The sequence below is a fragment of the Rothia sp. HMSC075F09 genome (assembly GCF_001810515.1).
Classification (GTDB): Bacteria; Actinomycetota; Actinomycetes; order Actinomycetales; family Micrococcaceae; genus Rothia.
Genome location: NZ_KV801794.1, coordinates 62,948 through 79,888 on the forward strand (window position 1 = coordinate 62,948; position 16,941 = coordinate 79,888).

Here is a 16,941-nt window from a genome sequence, read left to right on the forward strand (position 1 = left end):
CGGCGGCTTTCCGGTAAGTGGAAAGCCGCCGCCTCGCTGTGTATCGCTATGAGAGCAAGCGTTGCCAGTTTTAGGACAGCATCGTGAGGGTGCCGAGCAGACCCAGCAGGCTCAGACCCGAGATGATGTACGCCAGGATGTTGAAGGTCGTCATCTTCGAGGTGTACTTGGTGGTGTGACCGGCGTTCACCTTCGCCGAGTAGATGGCAAGCCAGATGGAAACGCCGACCGGAATCAGGCCCACGAGCAGCAGAGCAATCACCATGATGTTGGGGCTCAGACCGGAGCTATACGCAGAGGAGCTGTAACCGCGGGAGTTGAGCGTTGCTTCAGAGTGGAGTGCCGCGATCTGAACCCACGCGTAGAGGGTCAGTGCCAGGGCGCCCAGGGAGGCGCCAAACGCGCCGATGGAGTAGAAGTAGCCGGGGCCGCGGAAGTCGCCGGTGGTCTCGCCGTAGGGGCGGCGGTATTCAGCAGGTACCCGGTAGATGTCCGGGATGCGCTGGTAGCTGTCGTCGCGGTCGCGCACGTTAGCGGGTGCCACGCCCAGGGCGGGGCCACCGGGTGCGGCGCTGAGGGGAGCGCCGGGTGCTACGCCTGCAGGTACCGGCTGCGGGGAGTTTGCGTTGCTCTGCTCCGGGAAGGAGGGGGCGGGAATCTGGTTTTCCATGGTGTGTCCTTGAGTGGTCGTCATAGTAGCTACCGCATCGTAGCGGTGGTGCGCCTATAAGCGACTTTTGGGTTGCTCTCGTACGTTGCCGATGAGGTTGAATGAACAGCCGACACCGAACAACGATATCTACCCTTCGATACTACGGCATAGGGTGCGTTTTCGTCTTCTCTGATGACGTTCTCATTACAATGCGGTCACCTGAGCACCCTCCAAGCACGCAGGCACGCCCCGAGTGACACCGAAATTGGGCATAAAAATACCCGGCAGGTGACACCGTGGGGCGTCCTGCCGGGTGGTAGAAACCTACCGCGGTTCTTCCTCTTAGAAACTTCTAAGCGATGTTTTACTTACTAGGTCCCTTAGGAGGTCCCTTAGGGAACTTTGAATCACTCTCAAGCGTCCTTCTGGCTGCAAAAGTGACCAAAAGACCTCCTAAAATTGCACTTAGAATTGATACTGGATTAAAGAACTCCCCGTCTCTGGCAAATGAGATAATCACCCAGAACACCGGAACAATAGTGAGAAAAAATCCTAGTGTAAATATATTCTTCGTACGCATTGGACCTCTCCCAGGTTAAAGAGTGAGAGTGCAGGACACTGCTGCAACAGCTAGCGCAGCGGCAATTGCTGCCGGACCTCCAAGGGCTTTTCCAAAACCACCAACAAATGCTGGCCCTAAAGCTCTTGCAATCGTGGAAGCAGCTAGCCCCCAATTCCAAGCAGAAATTGCGGTTGTGATTGCATTCCCACGTCACATAGTGATGTATCTTACATCACTACTCAGCAGTCTATCAGAGAGTCTCGCCAGATGTAACACGTAAATTTACATTACATGAAAAATATGCTTCTTCTGTCATGCACGCTCTCAGTGTCGGGTCCGCTGCCGCATTTAATCGCGCGGTCGAGGCCCATGATGGTGGCCACCACGCCGTCGATCTTCTCGGTGGATTTTTCTTTGTCGGGTTTGATGGTCCCGGCAGGGTCGGTGCGGATGAAGATGTTGTCCGTCTAAACCTTTCGACGCCAGCCCATACTTTTTGACGTTAGCCCAAACTTTTTGACGCCCAACCCACGAGCACGCCGGTACACCCCAGAACAGACCGACAATTGGGCATAAAAATACCCGGCAGGTGACGCCGTGGGGCGTCCTGCCGGGTGGTAGAAACCTACCGCGGTTCTTCCTCTGGATTGGAACCGATTATCACCGCCGCACACCCGTGAAGGTGAGCGGGCGGTTGGGAGATCGTGGAGATGCGGGGAATCGAACCCCGGTCCGATGTGGCGTCAACGGGGCTTCTCCGTGCGCAGTTTATGCGAACGCTACTTTTCGGCTCCGGTACTTGCATAAACACATATACCGACGAACCTAGTTACGTAAAAGTCCCACTAACCCCCGCAACAAGGGCTAGCAGCAGTGGCCTTTTAAGTCGATGCCGGTAACTGAGCCAAAGGCATGCTCAGGCCGACAGACGGCAACTCGCGCTTAGGCAGCGAGTGCGAAGTCAGTGCGCTTAGATTCTGCACTTAATTTTTTGCAGAGGGCGTTAACGAGATAACCCTGCATCCTCGGCACGCTTCACCCATCTCAACTCACATCGTCGAAACCGATCATCCCCCTATGCTTTTATCAAAAAGCCCACCGTCTTCTGAAAGTTTTCCTCGACATACCTTGATGCCGCGGTGCCATTCAAACACGGTAGAGATTCAGTATATCGGAGGTGTTTAACGGTGTGCAAGTCCCCCACCCACGCAGGTACACCCTCCGCTAGAGGCGAATAAAGCGAACAGATCAGCGCAGCAGCAACACCATAGCCTGACACAGCGCATAAAAAACAGGGTGAGGCTCCCCAGATCATCTGGGAGCCCCACCCCGTTCGCGTACCGCACTGGGTAGCCAAAATTAGGCAGTCAAAATTAGGCGGTCAAACCTTAGCGGTGAGCCGGAACAGTCATGCGGTTGTTCGGGTTGTCACCAATCTGGCAGACCACGTTACCGTGACCGTCCTCGGTACCAACCTCAAGGCATTTCTCAGCGGTCTGGAAGAAAGAAATGTATACGAAAAGCATGCAAATCGAAATCAGGACAGACACCGCACCGGTGATAATACCGGTCAGCGCGAATGCCTTACCCGCGCCAACTTCCTTAGTCTTCTTCAGGGACAGCGCACCCAGAATAATCGCGGCAATACCCAGCAGAATACCAAATACGAGGAAACCGGTCAGCACAGCCGCAATACCGAGGATCATCGCAGCCAGCGCCATGCCGGGAGCCTTCTTCGTCACGGGAGCCGCATACGGGTAACCCGCGGGCTGGCCGTAACCGTAAGCATCCTGCTGGGGCTGCTGCTGGTAAGAGTTCTGCTGGTAGTTGTAGTCAGCGGGCTGCGCCTGGTAGGAAGCCTCCTGGCCGTAACCGTACTGGTTCTGCTGAGCGGGCTGCGCCTGGTAGGAAGCGTCCTGACCATAGCCGTACTGCTGCTGAGCCTGACCGTAGGTGTTCTGAGTCGCAGCGCCCTGGGCGGAGGTACCCTGAGCAGCGTTCTGGCCGTAAGCATTCTGCGAAGAAGACTGCGCACCGAACTGACCGTACTGGTTCTGCTGGGCCGAGTTCTGCGGAGTAGCGTTCTGTTGCTGTGCCTGGCCGTAGGTGTTCTGAGCGGATGCGCTCTGACCGTAATCCTGGCCGTAGGTGTTCTGTGCCGAAGGAGCCTGGCCGTAATCCTGACCGTACGAGCTCTGGGCGGAAGAATTAGGCTGCTGAGCAGCGTAGGGGTTCTGTGCGTTCCCCTGGTTGTTTCCGTAGTTATTCTCAGACATCCGTCGTTCTTTCCTTCACAGTTGCAGCGAACAATTTATACTCGCCCAACGCACCATTGCGCGCTGAGTTCGGTTCCATTATATAAATAAGCCGCCATTTGGGTCATCTATGAAGTCCAAGATTCCAGAATCATCCCCCAGAATCCACCAATCGGGCAGAATCAGCGCAGAAACAGAGCAAGGGACCGAATAGTTCAACACTATTCGGTCCCTTCACGTCTCTATATGCTCAACGCGGCTTAGCGGCGGGCAGCGTCGTAGTCCTCGGGAGTCAGGGTCATGGTCTGACCGGCCATGGTGCACACGTAGTTACCGTTCGAATCCTGCACCGCGTTCTCAACGCACTGGCTCGCGAGAACAATGCCGAGCACCATCATAGCAGCAGCAGCAATCATGCCCAGCGCGCCGGTGACAATACCACCAATCGCCATGCCCTTACCGGAAGCGGTACCGTTCTTCACCTTCACCAGGGCAACAATACCCAGAATCACGCCGACCAGGCCCAGAACAGCACCAAAAACCATCAAGCCAGTGAGCAGACCAATAATACCCAGAATCAGCGAAGCAATCGCCAGAGCCGAGCTCGGGGTCGGCTGGTAGCCGGGGTAGCCGCCCTGCATGTTGTATGCGGGTGCCTGCTGCGGTGCGGGGATGAACTCGCCCGGGTTCTGCTGGTAGTTCGGGTTCTCAGACATGTGTCTCCTCAAAAACGTATGGTGCTCGCGGTACACCGCGAATTTTCAACCATTATACGCGAGGAACCGCGCCCCGCCCCTACCGGCAGTCACCGAACCAGCCGCGCATCCAGCCGTTGCCTCAGCCCTAACCGAGGTTACGGTAACGCATCGCGCGGCGCGCCTCCAGGTCATCCTGACGCTCACGCAAAGCCTGACGCTTATCGTACTCACGCTTACCGGTCGCCAAAGCAATCTCAACCTTCGCGCGACCATTCGAGAAGTACAGCTTCAGAGGAACCACCGTGTAACCGGTCTCCTTCAGCTTCTGCGCCAGCTTATTAATCTCAGAACGATGCAGCAGCAGCTTACGGCGACGACGAGCCGCATGGTTCGTCCACGTACCGTAACCATACTCCGCAATATGAATACCCTCGAGCCACATCTCGTTATCGGTCACCTGGCAGAAACCATCCACAATGGACGCCCCACCATCACGCAGAGACTTCACCTCAGTACCCAGCAGAACAATGCCCGCCTCATAGGTATCCACAATGTTGTAATTGTGGCGAGCCTTCTTATTCTGGGCAATAATCGCGTTATTCGGGTCCTTCTTCGCGTCTTTCTTCTTTTTCTGAGCCATCACTCAATCCTTCACGTCTTAGCTCTCTTCAGCCGCGCGCCCCGAAGCGCGCCAGCGAATACCAGCATCAATAAAGGCGTTCAAACCGCCATCCAAAACATTAGAGGTATTACCTTCCTCGTAGCCGGTACGCAGATCCTTCACCATCTGGTACGGATGCAGAACATAGGAACGCATCTGATCACCCCAGCTTGCCTTAATGTCGCCGGCAAGCTCCTTCTTCTTCGCGTCCTCCTGCTCCTTACGCAACAGCAACAGGCGAGACTGCAGCACGCGCAAAGCCGCCGCACGGTTCTGCAACTGCGACTTCTCATTCTGCATCGACACCACAATACCGGTCGGCAAGTGAGTCATACGCACCGCCGAGTCCGTTGTGTTCACCGACTGACCACCCGGGCCCGAGGAGCGGAACACATCCACCTTAATCTCAGACTCGGGAATCTCAATAGCATCCGTCTGCTCAATCAGAGGAATCACCTCAACCGCCGCAAACGAGGTCTGGCGGCGGCCCTGATTATCGAACGGCGAAATACGCACCAGGCGGTGAGTACCCGCCTCCACCGACAGGCGACCAAAAGCGTACGGCGCGTTAACCTCAAAGGTCACCGACTTCAAGCCCGCCTCCTCAGCGTAGGAGGTGTCCAGAACCTTCGTCGGGTAGCCGTTCTTCTCCGCCCAACGCAGGTACATGCGCAGCAGCATCTCCGCGAAATCGGCAGCATCCACGCCACCGGCGCCCGAACGGATCGTCACCACAGCCTCACGCTGATCGTACTCACCCGACAGCAGCACCAGCACCTCAAGCTCCTCCAGCTTGGCGCGAATCTCAGCGCACTCACGCTCAGCGTCAGCAAGCAGCTCGGCGGCAGTTTCCTCGTCCTCAGCCTCGGCAAGCTCCACCATCACCTCAACATCATCAATGCGAGAAGACAGCGAACGCAGACGATTCAGCTCCGACTGCTTATACGACAGTGCGCTCGTCACCTTCTGCGCGTTCTCCACGTCATCCCACAAATCGGGTGCGGCAGCCTGCGCAGACAGGTCCTCAATGGCGCGCTCAATCCCCTCAATATCGCTCACAGCAGCAATAGAGGCGAAAATCGCGCGAAGCTCTTTAATCTCAGCAGAAAAGTCGAAGGATGCCATAGCCTTTAACACTATCGCGAAACGGCCAGAAAGTCCCGCCGTTACAGCCCAAAACAGCCCACAGCGCAGAAGGACAGGGTGGTTAGAGGGCAGAAGCCACCCAATGGAGACGTAAAGAAAGCATAAAACGAGGGCACATCCGCTAGCCGTTACACTACCTTGCGGATGCACCCTCGCAGTCTAATGGGGGCTCACAACGCCCCTAGTCGCTGGATGGGCTAGTCGTTGGAAGGTCCCTGACTCGTCTTCAAACGCGACGAACCGTGAGCGGTCACCTCGATACCATCAGGCACCACAATCGACAGCAGCGGCGGACGAATACGCGCCGACAGGTACACGTGCACACTCTGGTCAGAATCCACAGACACGTTATCCAGACGCAACGCCTGAAAATCCTGCCCCGGCTGAACCTCAGCCAGGTACGCGCTCGCATACTCCCACGCCGCCGAGCCGTTTGCCTCTTCAGGGGTGCGGATCGTGCGGGTAATCGAGTTCGCCTGAGCGTCAGCCATATCCTGCAGGTGCTGAGTCTGCAGATACGCGCCCGTGATCGCCACCGTCACCGAACCGATGAGCAGCAGCAACGCCAGCATGCCCACAATCAGCGGGGCAATACTGCCCTCTTCCGGGTCTGAGGCGAGGCGGTCAGAGGCGAGCGCCCGGCTCTGCACGCGGGCACGAACGTGGGCGTAGCGCTCCCGTACAGCCGAGAACAGGTGAGCGGGCGAACCATTAGGATTCAGCATGACCAGACCCCCAACTCGTCGCGTGAGAACTCACCGGAATCACGCCGCCACCCATAAACGAAGGCAGCAGCGGCAGGCGCGCCTGAACCGTCACCGTGGCGTACGCCTTCGTACCCGAGACGCACTCCCCCGACGAACAGCTCAACGACACGCTCACATCGGACGGGTCTACCCCGTAATCCGCTGCGGCATGCGCCGCCAGACGCTGAGCCAAATCCGGGCCCACCGACGAATCCTGCGGCTGCTCCTGCACATACAGCACCACCTGGGCGCTCGCCGCATGAGCCGCCATCACCGAAGACTGCAGGCTAAAAATCGTCAGAATGCCGTAGAGCACCGGAATGAGCAGCGTAATACCCAAGCCCAGGAACTCCACAATGGCGCTACCCTCTTCAGAGCCGTGTTGTTCAGAAAGAGGTAGGTCAGCAAGAGACCGATCAGAACGATTCTTCAAGCGAGCCTTCACCCGCTGCCGAAGCGAAAAGCCACTAATCACCGGAACGATGCTCCGCATAAATCGCATGCCCCTTCACCTCAATAGAATCCGGAAAACCCCACGGACCCAGCACCGGCAACGGAGACTTCACCGTCACCTCCAAAGTGCGCACGCCCGTAGAATCACTACTCTGACGGTACGAAATGTTCTCAGCGTACGAGGACGGGAGAACCCCCTCAATCATCTGACGGGTACGCTCCATGCCCTCCTGCGGGGTGCGGTCACGCATCGTACCGTAACGTGCCCCAGCCGCCGCAGCATCCACCAACATGGTTCGTGCATACAGGGCGAAAGAAACCTGCAGAATCGCCATGGTCAGCAACACCAACAGCGCACCAACCATGACGAACTCCGTGCTGGCGTCACCGCGCTCGCTATCCTCCACAGAATATTCCGCGGAGAATAGCTCAGCGGCAGTCAGCTCAGAAGCGATGCGGGGCTTACGCATTACTGGTGAACCAGAGCAATCGCGTCGTTGAACATCTTGGTCAGAGCGGGCTGAGCAATCGCCAGGATAGCGGCAACCAGCACGGCGCTCATCATGGTAATCATGACCCAGCCGGGCACGTCGCCGCGCTCGGGGTCATCCTGCTTGTTCTTCAGGCGCAGAGCCAGCACGGATGCGATAGCCAGGGCGATCAGCACGGTGAGGGTGGTGCGGAAACGACGGAACATAATTTTCTCCTTCTATCAAAGGGGGTAGTGTGTGGTTGGTGCGGCGCGCCAGGCAATCAGCCCAGCCCACCGCGGTGCAGCCGGTACAGTGTGTACCCGCCGCAAAATCTAAAAGTTCAAACGCATGAGCGACAGGCCCGGGAAGACCGCAAAAATTACAGTCAGCGGCAGGATGAAAAACACCACCGGGGCGAGCATCGCAATCTCCTTCTTACCGGCTGTTTCCATCAGCTCACGCTTAGCGTTATCGCGCACATCCTGAGCCTGCGCACGCAACACATCAGCCAGAGGGGTACCGCGCTCAATCGCAACAGCAATACCCTCAACGAAGCGGCTCAACGCCGGAACGCGAGTACGCTCCGCGAACTCCTGCAACGCACTCAGCAGCGAAACGCCGGTGCGGGTCTGCGCCAAAATCTCAGAAAACTCACGAGCCAACTCGCCGCGAGAGGTCAAACAGATACGCTCCAAAGCCGCCAGCGCCGACTCGCCCGCCGTTACCGACAGAGCCATCATCTCCGCCAGCGCCGGGAACTCAGCAACCAGTTGCTTCTCACGCTTAGTCACCGCCTCACCCAGCCACCAGTCACGCGCCAGAAAGCCGCTCAAACCACTCACCAGCACCAGCACAAGAGCCACCAGGATAGAGAAACGCTCCTGCACCACACCGATAACGGTCAGGGCACTCATGACGGTCACACCGGCAAGAGCCCACAGCAGCTGCTCAGCACGAAACGCGCTCACACTCTGCGAAGAGCCAGCACGACGCAGACGCTCCTGCACCGAACTATCACTCAACGACGAGCCGCTCAGCGACGAAGACAACGAACGCAGAAGCGGCGCGCAGAACGCCGAAATCGCCTCCAGCAGGCTCGGCTCACGGCGGTCCTGCTCCTTCAACAGCGACTCACGCAGAGTCTCACCGCGCAGCTGCGACGCCACACGATCAGAAAACGAAATACTGCGAGTATTCAGCACCGACGAAAGAATCAGACCCACGCCGGTCGCCAACAGCAGACCAAAAATCAGAGGCAGGTTCACCCGAAAACCCTCCGTTCACGCGGCAACTCACCAATACGCAGCATCAGACGGTACGCCGCCAAAGAAATAGCGGCACCGGCAATCATCAGCATCGCACCGGCAAAGGAGTTATAAACCATGCGCGCGGCAGGCTGAGTCGCCATCAGACACAGCACAAACCAGGGCGCCACGCAGGAGAGGCGAGCCGCATTCACAGTCCACGACTGACGCGCCAGAAGCTCCGAACGGGTACGCGCATTCTCACGCAGAAAATCACTCAGCGTACCCAGCAGCTTACCCAGGTCCGAACCACCCACCTCGCGGGCAATTTTCAACGCCTCAATAATGGTGTCCGCCACCGGGTCAGAGAGATACTCCTTCAAACGGTTCAGCGACGGCACGAACTCACCCGACGCACGGTAATCACGCGAGAAATGGGCAAAGGCATCACGCAGCTCTTCCGGGCCGCGGTACGAGAGCTGAATCAGCGCCTCCGGCAGGGACAGGCCCGCACGAATCGCCGAACGCAGGTGGTCCACCGCATCCGGCCACAACTGCCAAATACGGGCATCCGCCGCGCGAGCACGATGATTCACGACCACACGAGGCGCCACAAAACCACCAATCAGGCCCAGCAGACCCAACGGTAGCAGCTGAGTGACCATCAGCAACAACACCGAGGCAGTCACGCCGCTGGCAACGCTCACCCACATGAACGTGCGAGGAGTCAGCGAGTGCATACCCGCCTTACGCAACGCCACGACCAGCGCCGGGTCGTTACTCGGCTTCGGCGGCTTGCCGTTATCAGGAAAGCAGGAAAGGTAAATCAGGCAGACGCCCAACCCCAAAATCAGGCTCAGAAACAGAGGCATTACTGACCCGCCTTCGCCGCAGCCAGCACCTGCTCGGGGCGGTGACCGGCACGAATCCAACGGTCCGGGTTCGGCAGCTCCAACGCCACACACATCATCTGACCGTCACGGCGCACAAACAGCGGGGACATCTCAATCACGCCGTCCTCAACGCGGCCGCCCAGCATGCTGATCTCTTCGACCTGGCGCTGACCGCGCGAATCGCGGCCGCAATGCACCACAATGTCAAAGCAGGACGCCACGGTCGGCACCACGAACGCCGAGGAAATATTCTCGCCCGCCAGCAGCGGCAGGGTACAAATCTTGGTCACCGCGTCACGCGCTGAATTCGCGTGAATCGTGCACATACCCGGCAGACCCGCGTTGAGCGCAATGAGCATATCCAGGGACTCCGCCTCACGCACCTCACCGATAAGGATGCGGTCCGGGCGCATACGCAGAGCCTCCTTGACCAGGCGGCGCAACTCAATCGCGCCGGTGCCCTCGAGGTTCGGCTGGCGGCATTGCAGACCCACCACATCGCGTAGCGGAACCGCGAGCTCAAAGATTTCTTCGCACGTAATCACGCGCTCACGCGGAGGAATGGATGCCGACAGGCAGTTCAGCATCGTGGTCTTACCCGCCTGGGTTGCGCCCGAAACGAGGATGTTCATGCCGCTCTCCACTGCCGCATGCAGCAGGGACGCCGCGCCAGCACTCAGCGAGTTCATGCGCACCAGATCGGGCAGGCGGCGGGCACGCACCACGAACTTACGGATATTGATGCTCGTGTGCCTGCGAGTAATATCCGGAATCACCGCGTGCAAGCGGGATCCATCCGGCAGGGATGCATCAACAAACGGGGAAGAAAGGTCCACACGACGACCCGAAGGCTTGAGCATGCGCTCCAGCAGGCTATTGATCGCCTCGGCGCTCAGGTGCAGGCCGGTCAATTCGCTTTCGCCGTTGCGGGCGATAAAGATTTCGTCGGGCGAGTTGATCCAGATTTCTTCAACGCTCTCATCATCGAGGAACGGCTGGATCACGCCGAAGCCGCAGATTTCATCGTGCAGGCGCTGAATCACGGATTCGCGGTCGCCCAAATCGGGCAGGGAGATGCGGGTGCGGCGCTGTTCGTAATCGTTCAGGTGCTCGTCAATGAGCCCGCGAACGGCGCGCTGGTCCTCGTGCGGGTCCAGGCTGCGGTGGCGCATTGCCTCACGGATATTTTCCTCGAGCAGAGTTAGATGCTCCGCCCGGGTATCCAGTACGGTGTTCTCCATTGAAATGATCCGATGCTGTGTGGTGTGGTTGTGTGGAATACGGTGAAGCATTGATACATCAATGCCATCATCACCCTACCCTCAGTGCATCAAATTTATCAAAATGTAATAAAACGCCCCTTAATATTTACGAGTATAGTATTTGAGTATTTTTGATGCATGGAATCGCACATATCATTACCTAACGTGCATCAAAATTCAAAGTGCCTAGTCAGCTGTGACTTGCAGAACAATTGCACGTGCGCCTCCCGAACCGCTCACCGTTGAGCACCACCATATTGCACTTAGTGCACACGTAATATTTCGTCTTAAATACCCCGCAGCAGCCCCTGCCACACCCAGCTGCCCCTACCTCCCCTGCTGAAACGCCAGAACCCCATCGAGCAGATCATCTTCTCGGGCGGGGCATTAGGGTAGGGCATTCGGGCACAGTATTCAGGCATGGCAAAGGGGCGTGCACTCCCCCATCGGGAATACACGCCCCATCACAAGCAATCACCTAGCGGCTAGTCGCCACCACGAATCACCTTCACAGCTTCCTTAATCGGACCGTCAAAACGCAGGTTACCGTGCTCCAGCACCACGCCGCGGTCACAAATCTTAGAAACCAAATCCAGGTCATGGCTCACCACGGCAAGAGTCTTACCGGCAGAGCACAGCTCCTGAATCTTCGCAATACACTTCTTCTGGAACGGCTCATCGCCCACCGCAAGAATCTCATCCACCAGGAAGATATCCGGGTTCGTATGAACCGCAACCGAGAACGCCAGACGCAGGTACATACCCGAAGAGTAGAACTTCACCTCGGTATCGATAAAGTCGTGAATCTCAGCGAAATCCACAATCGAATCGAAGGAAGCCTCAATCTCCTCCTTGGACATACCCAAGATCGCGCCGTTGAGGTACACGTTATCGCGGCCAGTCAGATCCGGGTGGAAACCAGCGCCCACCTCAATCAGACCCGCAATATTGCCGCGAGTGAGAACCTCACCCTCATCGGCGCGCATCACGCCAGAAATCATCTTCAGCAGCGTGGACTTACCCGAGCCGTTCAGACCCAGAAGAGCCACACGCTCACCCTGACGAATGTCCAGGCTCACGCCGTTGAGCGCATTGAACTTCTCCGAAAGATCACCCTTGCGGCCCTTAATCAGCCACACAAAAGCTTCCTTCATCGAACGGGTGTGGCGCAGAACGAAGCGCTTCACCAAATTCTCCACGTGAATCACCACGGGAGCGTCCGGGCTCACCGGCGGGAACTCAAGCTTCTTAATATCCACAGAATCAGAGCTCCTGGGCGAAGTTGCCCTCAAACTTACGGAAGAGCAAATCACCAATCAAAACGGTCAGCAGAGAAATACCAAGGGCAATCGGAGTCCAGAAGCTGAAAAGATGCGGAACCACCTGCGAAGCAGGAAGCGCCAAATCCTCAGGACGGAGCGTCGGATGCCAGAAGCCATAGTGGAACAGCTCCACCGCAACGGTCAGCGGATTAAGCATGAACACGTTGAACACCCACGGATAGAGAGTGTCACGCACCATGGTCCAGGAGTACAGCACCGGCGAGAACCAGGTAGCCACCATCAGCAGCATGTCCACAATGTTCTCCGAATCGCGGAAGAACACGTTCGCCACACCGAAAATCAAACCCAGACCATAGGACAGCATCATCACAATCAGCATGCCCGCCAGAATCGACCCAAACGCCAGGAAGGTCGGGGACCAACCCACCAAGAAGCAGGCCAGCAGCATCACAGCAATCTGAGGCACAAAATGCACCAGAGCCACCCACACCGTCGACAGCGAGAACAGCTCACGCGGCAGGTAAATCTTACGAATCAGCGCGCTGTTAACCACCATGGCGCGAGCACCATTACCAAAACCCTCCGAGAAGAAGTTAATGGCAATCATGCCCGAGAACAGGTACACCGCATAGTTGTGCATACCGCGTTCCAAGCCAAGGAACATACCCATGGCAATGTAGAACACCAGGAACTGCACACCCGGCTTAATGTACGACCACAAAATGCCCAGCACCGAGCCGCGGTAGCGGACCTGGATTTCCTTATCGACCAGCAGTCGAAGCAGGTAGCGGTTCTTCACCGCATCCAGGATGCCGCGCCCACGGCCGGGCGCCTTCAGGGGAACAGACTTCAGATCGTTCATCGGGTCAGCTCAGAATCCGTATGCTCAGCGAAGGTCTTAGCCCACGCATCGTAGGAGGCAACCTCAGCAGCCTTCGAACGGTACTGCTCACGCAGCTTATCCCAACCGGTCACCAGCTGAACGTGCAGCTTAGCGGCCTGAGCCAGCTTCGACTTGAGCTGCTCGGGATCGCGGCGGTACCAGAACAGACCGGTACCCTCAGCGTTAGTCGCCAGAGCCGAATCGAACTTCGACAGGGTCCACCAGTTGGTCTCACCGTAGTTCAGCTGAATCTGCGGGTGAGCCTTCGCCTCTTCACTCACCGGCTTGAGCAGCTGACGAGCAACAGTCTTCGCGGTCCAGGAAGCAAGCTTCTTGTAACCGGGGGACGCAAAGGCGCGGCGGCCACGGAACGGAGGCTTCTTCGTCTGGATAGCCGGGAAATCATCCACGTTCGGCTTCACCTGAGACTCCGGGTACTCCTTAGCCATCGCACGAATCACCGGCAGACGCTGCGAGAGCGAGGGGTGCAGGTGCTCGGGGCCGGAGAGCAGATCCTCCAGCGCCATCAGGCGGCCAGCCTCGGTGTAGTACTGCATGGACAGGGTGTGCTTGACGTCCAAGAACAGGGACTCCAGCAGCACGCGGCCACCCTTATCGAAGGGCGAGTGCAGCAGCGCCGTAATGAGGCGGTTGCGCTCGTGGTAGTACGCCTGCCAGCCGACGGAGTCATCCTTATCGGTCCAGGACACGTGCCACACGCCCGCACCGGGGAAGGACACGGTAGCGAAGCCCGCGGCCTTAGCGCGCAGACCGTACTCAGCGTCATCCCACTTCAGGAACAGAGGCAGGGACAGACCGATTTCCTTGATGACGGTGGTCGGGATGAGGCACATCCACCAGCCGTTGTAGTCCACGTCCACGCGGCGGTGCAGCCACGGGGTGTTACGCAGGTTGTGGTGACCCAGGTTGTGGCCCATCGCCATGTCATCGTGCGGCTTAGCGTAGAAGTTACGCCACGGGTCAACAACCTCACCGAACGCGTGCAGAACCGAACGGTCGAACATGTCGAACATGTGCGCACCCACGATGGTGGGTTCCTTGCAGTAGTTCGCGAAGGTCACCATACGCAGAATCGACTCGGGCTCAACGATAACGTCGTCATCGAGCAGCAGCACGTAATCGGAACCGTTGTTGACAGCCTCGAACATGCCGCGCGAGAAGCCACCGGAACCACCCAGGTTGCCCTGGTTGATAATGCGGAACTTACCGGAGAGGGGCTTGACGACCTCTTCGAAGTCCTCGTGGTCCTGCACCTTCTGGGTACCCTGGTCCACAATCAGGAACTCGTGCACAGCATCGAAAATCTCGGGGCTCTCACCCAGAGCACGAATGTTATTGATGCAGTACTCCACCTTGTTCATGGTGGTAATCTGCACGGTCGCCTGACCAGCCTTCACGTCTGCGCGGGGCTCAATGTCGCCCAGCCAGTTCGCCTCAACCAGCTCAAGGTCGGTGGTGCCTGCCAGGTCGAACCAGTACCAGCCGCCGTCACCGAACGGTGCCAGGGGCAGCGTGAAGGTGTTGGTTTCCTCGCCGGAGAGCAGCTTCGCATCCACGCGCTGAATCACGCCACGGCCGTTGGACTTGTACACAATGACCATGCCCTCGCCGCGAGTCTGAACGCTCAGCACGACCTTCTGCAGGTCAGTCCAGCGGCGCCAGTACGAGGCGGGGAACGCGTTGAAGTACGTACCGAAAGACAGGCTCTGGCCCGCGTTCACGGTGATGGAGCGGCGGCTGTTCAGGCTGTTAGCGGCATCACGGTTCGCGCTAGCGTTCGATACAGACTGACCGGAGGTGTTCATCGCCTCCGCAATGGAGGTGGAAGCGTCGCCGTCAATACGGGTGGGCAGCTGAACGCCGGTTGCGACACTCGCGTCCACGTACAGGGGCACGACGTCAGTCTCAACCGCGCTCGGGAAAATAACCCGCTGCAGGTTCTTCAAAGTCTTATCAGCCATGGTTATGCGTCAACACCACCGGACTCGATCTTCGCACCGTTAGCGAAGTGCGGGCGGATCTTGTTGTCGAACATGGACAGTGCAGCGCCGATAGCCATGTGCATATCCAGGTACTTGTAGGTACCCAGGCGGCCACCGAACAGCACGTTGTTCTCGCCCTTAGCCAGGTCGCGGTACGCCAGCAGCTTCTCACGGTCCACGGAGGTGTTGACCGGGTAGTACGGCTCGTCGCCCTTGTTCGCGAAGCGAGAGTACTCGCGCATGATGACGGTTGCGTCCTTGGTGTAGTCACGCTCGGGGTGGAAGTGACGGAACTCGTGGATGCGGGTGAAGGGAACATCAGCATCGGGGTAGTTCATCACGGAGCAGCCCTGGAAGTCCTCAATCGGCAGGACTTCTTCTTCCAGGTCGATGGTACGCCAGGACAGGTCGCCCTCAGCGTAGTCGAAGTAGCGGTCAACCGGGCCGGTGTAGACCACGGGAATCTGACCCAGGACGTTCTCGCGAGAGTACTGGTGACCGGGCTCGAAGAAGTCAGTGTTCAGGTGCACCTCAATGTTCGGGTGCGCCGCCATACGCTCCAGCCATGCTGCGTAGCCGTCAACGGGCAGACCCTCGTACTTGTCGTTGAAGTAGCGGTTGTCATAGTTGTAGCGAACCGGCAGACGGGAAATGATGGATGCGGGCAGCTCTTCCGGCGGGGTCTGCCACTGCTTAGCGGTGTAGTGCTTGATGAACGCCTCGTACAGGGGGCGACCAATCAGGGAGATACCCTTGTCATTCAGGTTCTGCGGGTCGGTACCAGCCAGCTCGCCAGCCTGCTCAGCGATGAGCGCCTTTGCCTCTGCGGGAGAGTAAGCTGCGTTGAAGAACTGGTTGATGGTACCCAGGTTAATCGGCATGGGGTAGACGATGCCGTTGTGGCGGGTGTACACGCGGTGTACGTAGTTGGTGAACTCGGTAAAACGGTTCACGTACTCCCAGACACGCTCGTTGGAGGTGTGGAACAGGTGCGCACCGTAGCGGTGCACCTCAATACCGGTCTGCTTCTCCTTCTCGCTGTATGCGTTACCACCGATGTGGGAACGGCGGTCCAGCAGGGCAACCTTCAGGCCCAGCTCAGTGGCAGCCTGTTCTGCGATGGTCAGACCAAAGAGGCCCGAACCGACTACTACGAGGTCAGCGGTCAATGTTTTCTCCTGTATTATCACGGCGCACCGCCGCTTCTGCGAGGGCGGTATTCACCTACCAGATTGGACACATCCGAGGGTTCTCAGTCGCGCCGCAATCCGCACGGGTGGGTACAAAAAGCCCCTCCCGTGATGGATATAGTCATAATCTAAGATACCTGTTTATCAAGCACTACGCATACTTATGACGTGCTTTTAGGGGCTTTTGGACTATTGTTCGCACACTCTTTCTCTGTGTGAATATTCTTCGCGAACCCCGAGGTCAAGCGGGTCTGAGACAGTTCTTTCTTCTGCGGATTTTTACGGTCTACTCATGGTGAAGGAATTTTATTTACGGGTAAATATTCACCCTGTCCTAGTTGCGGCGGTAATTAGCCACCACCTAGAGCTGTAGGCACAGAGGGTGGTTCGAGGGGGCGTTTCATGGCTCTCACACGCTACAAAGAAGTACCCCCATCAGCACTTTTGGGGATGCGCACCGGTGTATGCGAGAGGTGATTGAGGTGGTTTATCCACAATTTTTCGAAAAACGGGGCGAAAAATTCAAAAAATACGAAC

At 57.7% G+C, this 16,941-nt stretch carries 16 protein-coding genes and 1 other RNA gene; all 17 read right to left on the reverse strand.

What is annotated here, in order from left to right; translation table 11 throughout:
• Window positions 1-70: 70 nt before the first annotated feature.
• Window positions 71-670 carry a hypothetical protein gene (locus HMPREF2749_RS07140; RefSeq protein WP_049356549.1) on the reverse strand — a complete coding sequence of 200 codons (600 nt, stop codon included), beginning with the start codon at window positions 668-670 and terminating at the stop codon, window positions 71-73.
• A gap of 1,246 nt (window positions 671-1,916) precedes the next feature.
• Window positions 1,917-2,289: a transfer-messenger RNA gene (gene ssrA, locus HMPREF2749_RS07145) on the reverse strand.
• Between the two features lie 313 nt (window positions 2,290-2,602).
• Window positions 2,603-3,490 carry a DUF4190 domain-containing protein gene (locus tag HMPREF2749_RS07150; protein WP_049345766.1) on the reverse strand — a complete coding sequence of 296 codons (888 nt, stop codon included), beginning with the start codon at window positions 3,488-3,490 and terminating at the stop codon, window positions 2,603-2,605.
• Window positions 3,491-3,729: 239 nt separating this feature from the next.
• Window positions 3,730-4,185 carry a DUF4190 domain-containing protein gene (locus tag HMPREF2749_RS07155; protein WP_049349499.1) on the reverse strand — a complete coding sequence of 152 codons (456 nt, stop codon included), beginning with the start codon at window positions 4,183-4,185 and terminating at the stop codon, window positions 3,730-3,732.
• Between the two features lie 127 nt (window positions 4,186-4,312).
• Window positions 4,313-4,807, reverse strand: coding sequence for an SsrA-binding protein SmpB (gene smpB / locus HMPREF2749_RS07160; protein WP_005505423.1), 495 nt, complete (start codon window positions 4,805-4,807; stop codon window positions 4,313-4,315).
• An 18-nt stretch (window positions 4,808-4,825) separates the two neighbouring features.
• Window positions 4,826-5,953 (reverse strand): peptide chain release factor 2, encoded by a 1,128-nt coding sequence (gene prfB / locus HMPREF2749_RS07165; RefSeq protein ID WP_049345769.1) that lies wholly within the window; start codon window positions 5,951-5,953, stop codon window positions 4,826-4,828.
• A gap of 218 nt (window positions 5,954-6,171) precedes the next feature.
• On the reverse strand, window positions 6,172-6,699 hold the full coding sequence (locus tag HMPREF2749_RS07170; RefSeq protein WP_080975024.1) for a pilus assembly protein TadG-related protein: 528 nt from the start codon (window positions 6,697-6,699) through the stop codon (window positions 6,172-6,174).
• Window positions 6,686-7,153 carry a pilus assembly protein TadE gene (locus HMPREF2749_RS07175; RefSeq protein ID WP_080974867.1) on the reverse strand — a complete coding sequence of 156 codons (468 nt, stop codon included), beginning with the start codon at window positions 7,151-7,153 and terminating at the stop codon, window positions 6,686-6,688. The genes HMPREF2749_RS07170 and HMPREF2749_RS07175 overlap by 14 nt, the downstream gene beginning before the upstream one ends.
• 34 nt (window positions 7,154-7,187) lie before the next feature.
• On the reverse strand, window positions 7,188-7,643 hold the full coding sequence (locus HMPREF2749_RS07180) for a TadE family protein (protein WP_049345771.1): 456 nt from the start codon (window positions 7,641-7,643) through the stop codon (window positions 7,188-7,190).
• The gene (locus tag HMPREF2749_RS07185) at window positions 7,643-7,870 is read right to left on the reverse strand and encodes a hypothetical protein (RefSeq protein WP_005505403.1); all 228 of its coding nucleotides are present in this window, start codon (window positions 7,868-7,870) and stop codon (window positions 7,643-7,645) included. Before HMPREF2749_RS07185 ends, HMPREF2749_RS07180 begins: the two co-directional genes overlap by 1 nt.
• A gap of 108 nt (window positions 7,871-7,978) precedes the next feature.
• A complete protein-coding gene (locus HMPREF2749_RS07190; protein ID WP_012903232.1) occupies window positions 7,979-8,911 on the reverse strand; it encodes a type II secretion system F family protein in 933 nt (310 codons plus the stop codon).
• Window positions 8,908-9,762, reverse strand: coding sequence for a type II secretion system F family protein (locus tag HMPREF2749_RS07195; protein ID WP_049356545.1), 855 nt, complete (start codon window positions 9,760-9,762; stop codon window positions 8,908-8,910). The genes HMPREF2749_RS07190 and HMPREF2749_RS07195 overlap by 4 nt, the downstream gene beginning before the upstream one ends.
• The gene (locus HMPREF2749_RS07200; protein WP_049356543.1) at window positions 9,762-11,024 is read right to left on the reverse strand and encodes a TadA family conjugal transfer-associated ATPase; all 1,263 of its coding nucleotides are present in this window, start codon (window positions 11,022-11,024) and stop codon (window positions 9,762-9,764) included. Before HMPREF2749_RS07200 ends, HMPREF2749_RS07195 begins: the two co-directional genes overlap by 1 nt.
• Before the next feature lie 506 nt (window positions 11,025-11,530).
• A complete protein-coding gene (locus HMPREF2749_RS07205) occupies window positions 11,531-12,304 on the reverse strand; it encodes an ABC transporter ATP-binding protein (protein ID WP_044150294.1) in 774 nt (257 codons plus the stop codon).
• 4 nt (window positions 12,305-12,308) lie between these two features.
• On the reverse strand, window positions 12,309-13,190 hold the full coding sequence (locus HMPREF2749_RS07210; RefSeq protein WP_012903227.1) for an ABC transporter permease: 882 nt from the start codon (window positions 13,188-13,190) through the stop codon (window positions 12,309-12,311).
• Complete coding sequence (locus tag HMPREF2749_RS07215) at window positions 13,187-15,193, reverse strand: glycosyltransferase (protein ID WP_049356541.1); 2,007 nt, start codon at window positions 15,191-15,193, stop codon at window positions 13,187-13,189. The genes HMPREF2749_RS07210 and HMPREF2749_RS07215 overlap by 4 nt, the downstream gene beginning before the upstream one ends.
• A gap of 2 nt (window positions 15,194-15,195) precedes the next feature.
• The gene (gene glf, locus HMPREF2749_RS07220) at window positions 15,196-16,383 is read right to left on the reverse strand and encodes a UDP-galactopyranose mutase (protein WP_005508581.1); all 1,188 of its coding nucleotides are present in this window, start codon (window positions 16,381-16,383) and stop codon (window positions 15,196-15,198) included.
• Window positions 16,384-16,941 lie beyond the last annotated feature (558 nt).

Coding starts and splice junctions, on each gene's coding strand:
- HMPREF2749_RS07215 (WP_049356541.1), bottom strand. CDS start 15,193: ATGGCTGATAAGACTTTGAAGAACCTGCAGCGGGTTATTTTCCCGAGC.
- HMPREF2749_RS07140 (WP_049356549.1), bottom strand. CDS start 670: ATGGAAAACCAGATTCCCGCCCCCTCCTTCCCGGAGCAGAGCAACGCA.
- prfB (WP_049345769.1), bottom strand. CDS start 5,953: ATGGCATCCTTCGACTTTTCTGCTGAGATTAAAGAGCTTCGCGCGATT.
- HMPREF2749_RS07185 (WP_005505403.1), bottom strand. CDS start 7,870: ATGTTCCGTCGTTTCCGCACCACCCTCACCGTGCTGATCGCCCTGGCT.
- HMPREF2749_RS07170 (WP_080975024.1), bottom strand. CDS start 6,699: ATGCTGAATCCTAATGGTTCGCCCGCTCACCTGTTCTCGGCTGTACGG.
- HMPREF2749_RS07195 (WP_049356545.1), bottom strand. CDS start 9,762: ATGCCTCTGTTTCTGAGCCTGATTTTGGGGTTGGGCGTCTGCCTGATT.
- HMPREF2749_RS07180 (WP_049345771.1), bottom strand. CDS start 7,643: ATGCGTAAGCCCCGCATCGCTTCTGAGCTGACTGCCGCTGAGCTATTC.
- HMPREF2749_RS07200 (WP_049356543.1), bottom strand. CDS start 11,024: ATGGAGAACACCGTACTGGATACCCGGGCGGAGCATCTAACTCTGCTC.
- smpB (WP_005505423.1), bottom strand. CDS start 4,807: ATGGCTCAGAAAAAGAAGAAAGACGCGAAGAAGGACCCGAATAACGCG.
- HMPREF2749_RS07210 (WP_012903227.1), bottom strand. CDS start 13,190: ATGAACGATCTGAAGTCTGTTCCCCTGAAGGCGCCCGGCCGTGGGCGC.
- HMPREF2749_RS07150 (WP_049345766.1), bottom strand. CDS start 3,490: ATGTCTGAGAATAACTACGGAAACAACCAGGGGAACGCACAGAACCCC.
- HMPREF2749_RS07155 (WP_049349499.1), bottom strand. CDS start 4,185: ATGTCTGAGAACCCGAACTACCAGCAGAACCCGGGCGAGTTCATCCCC.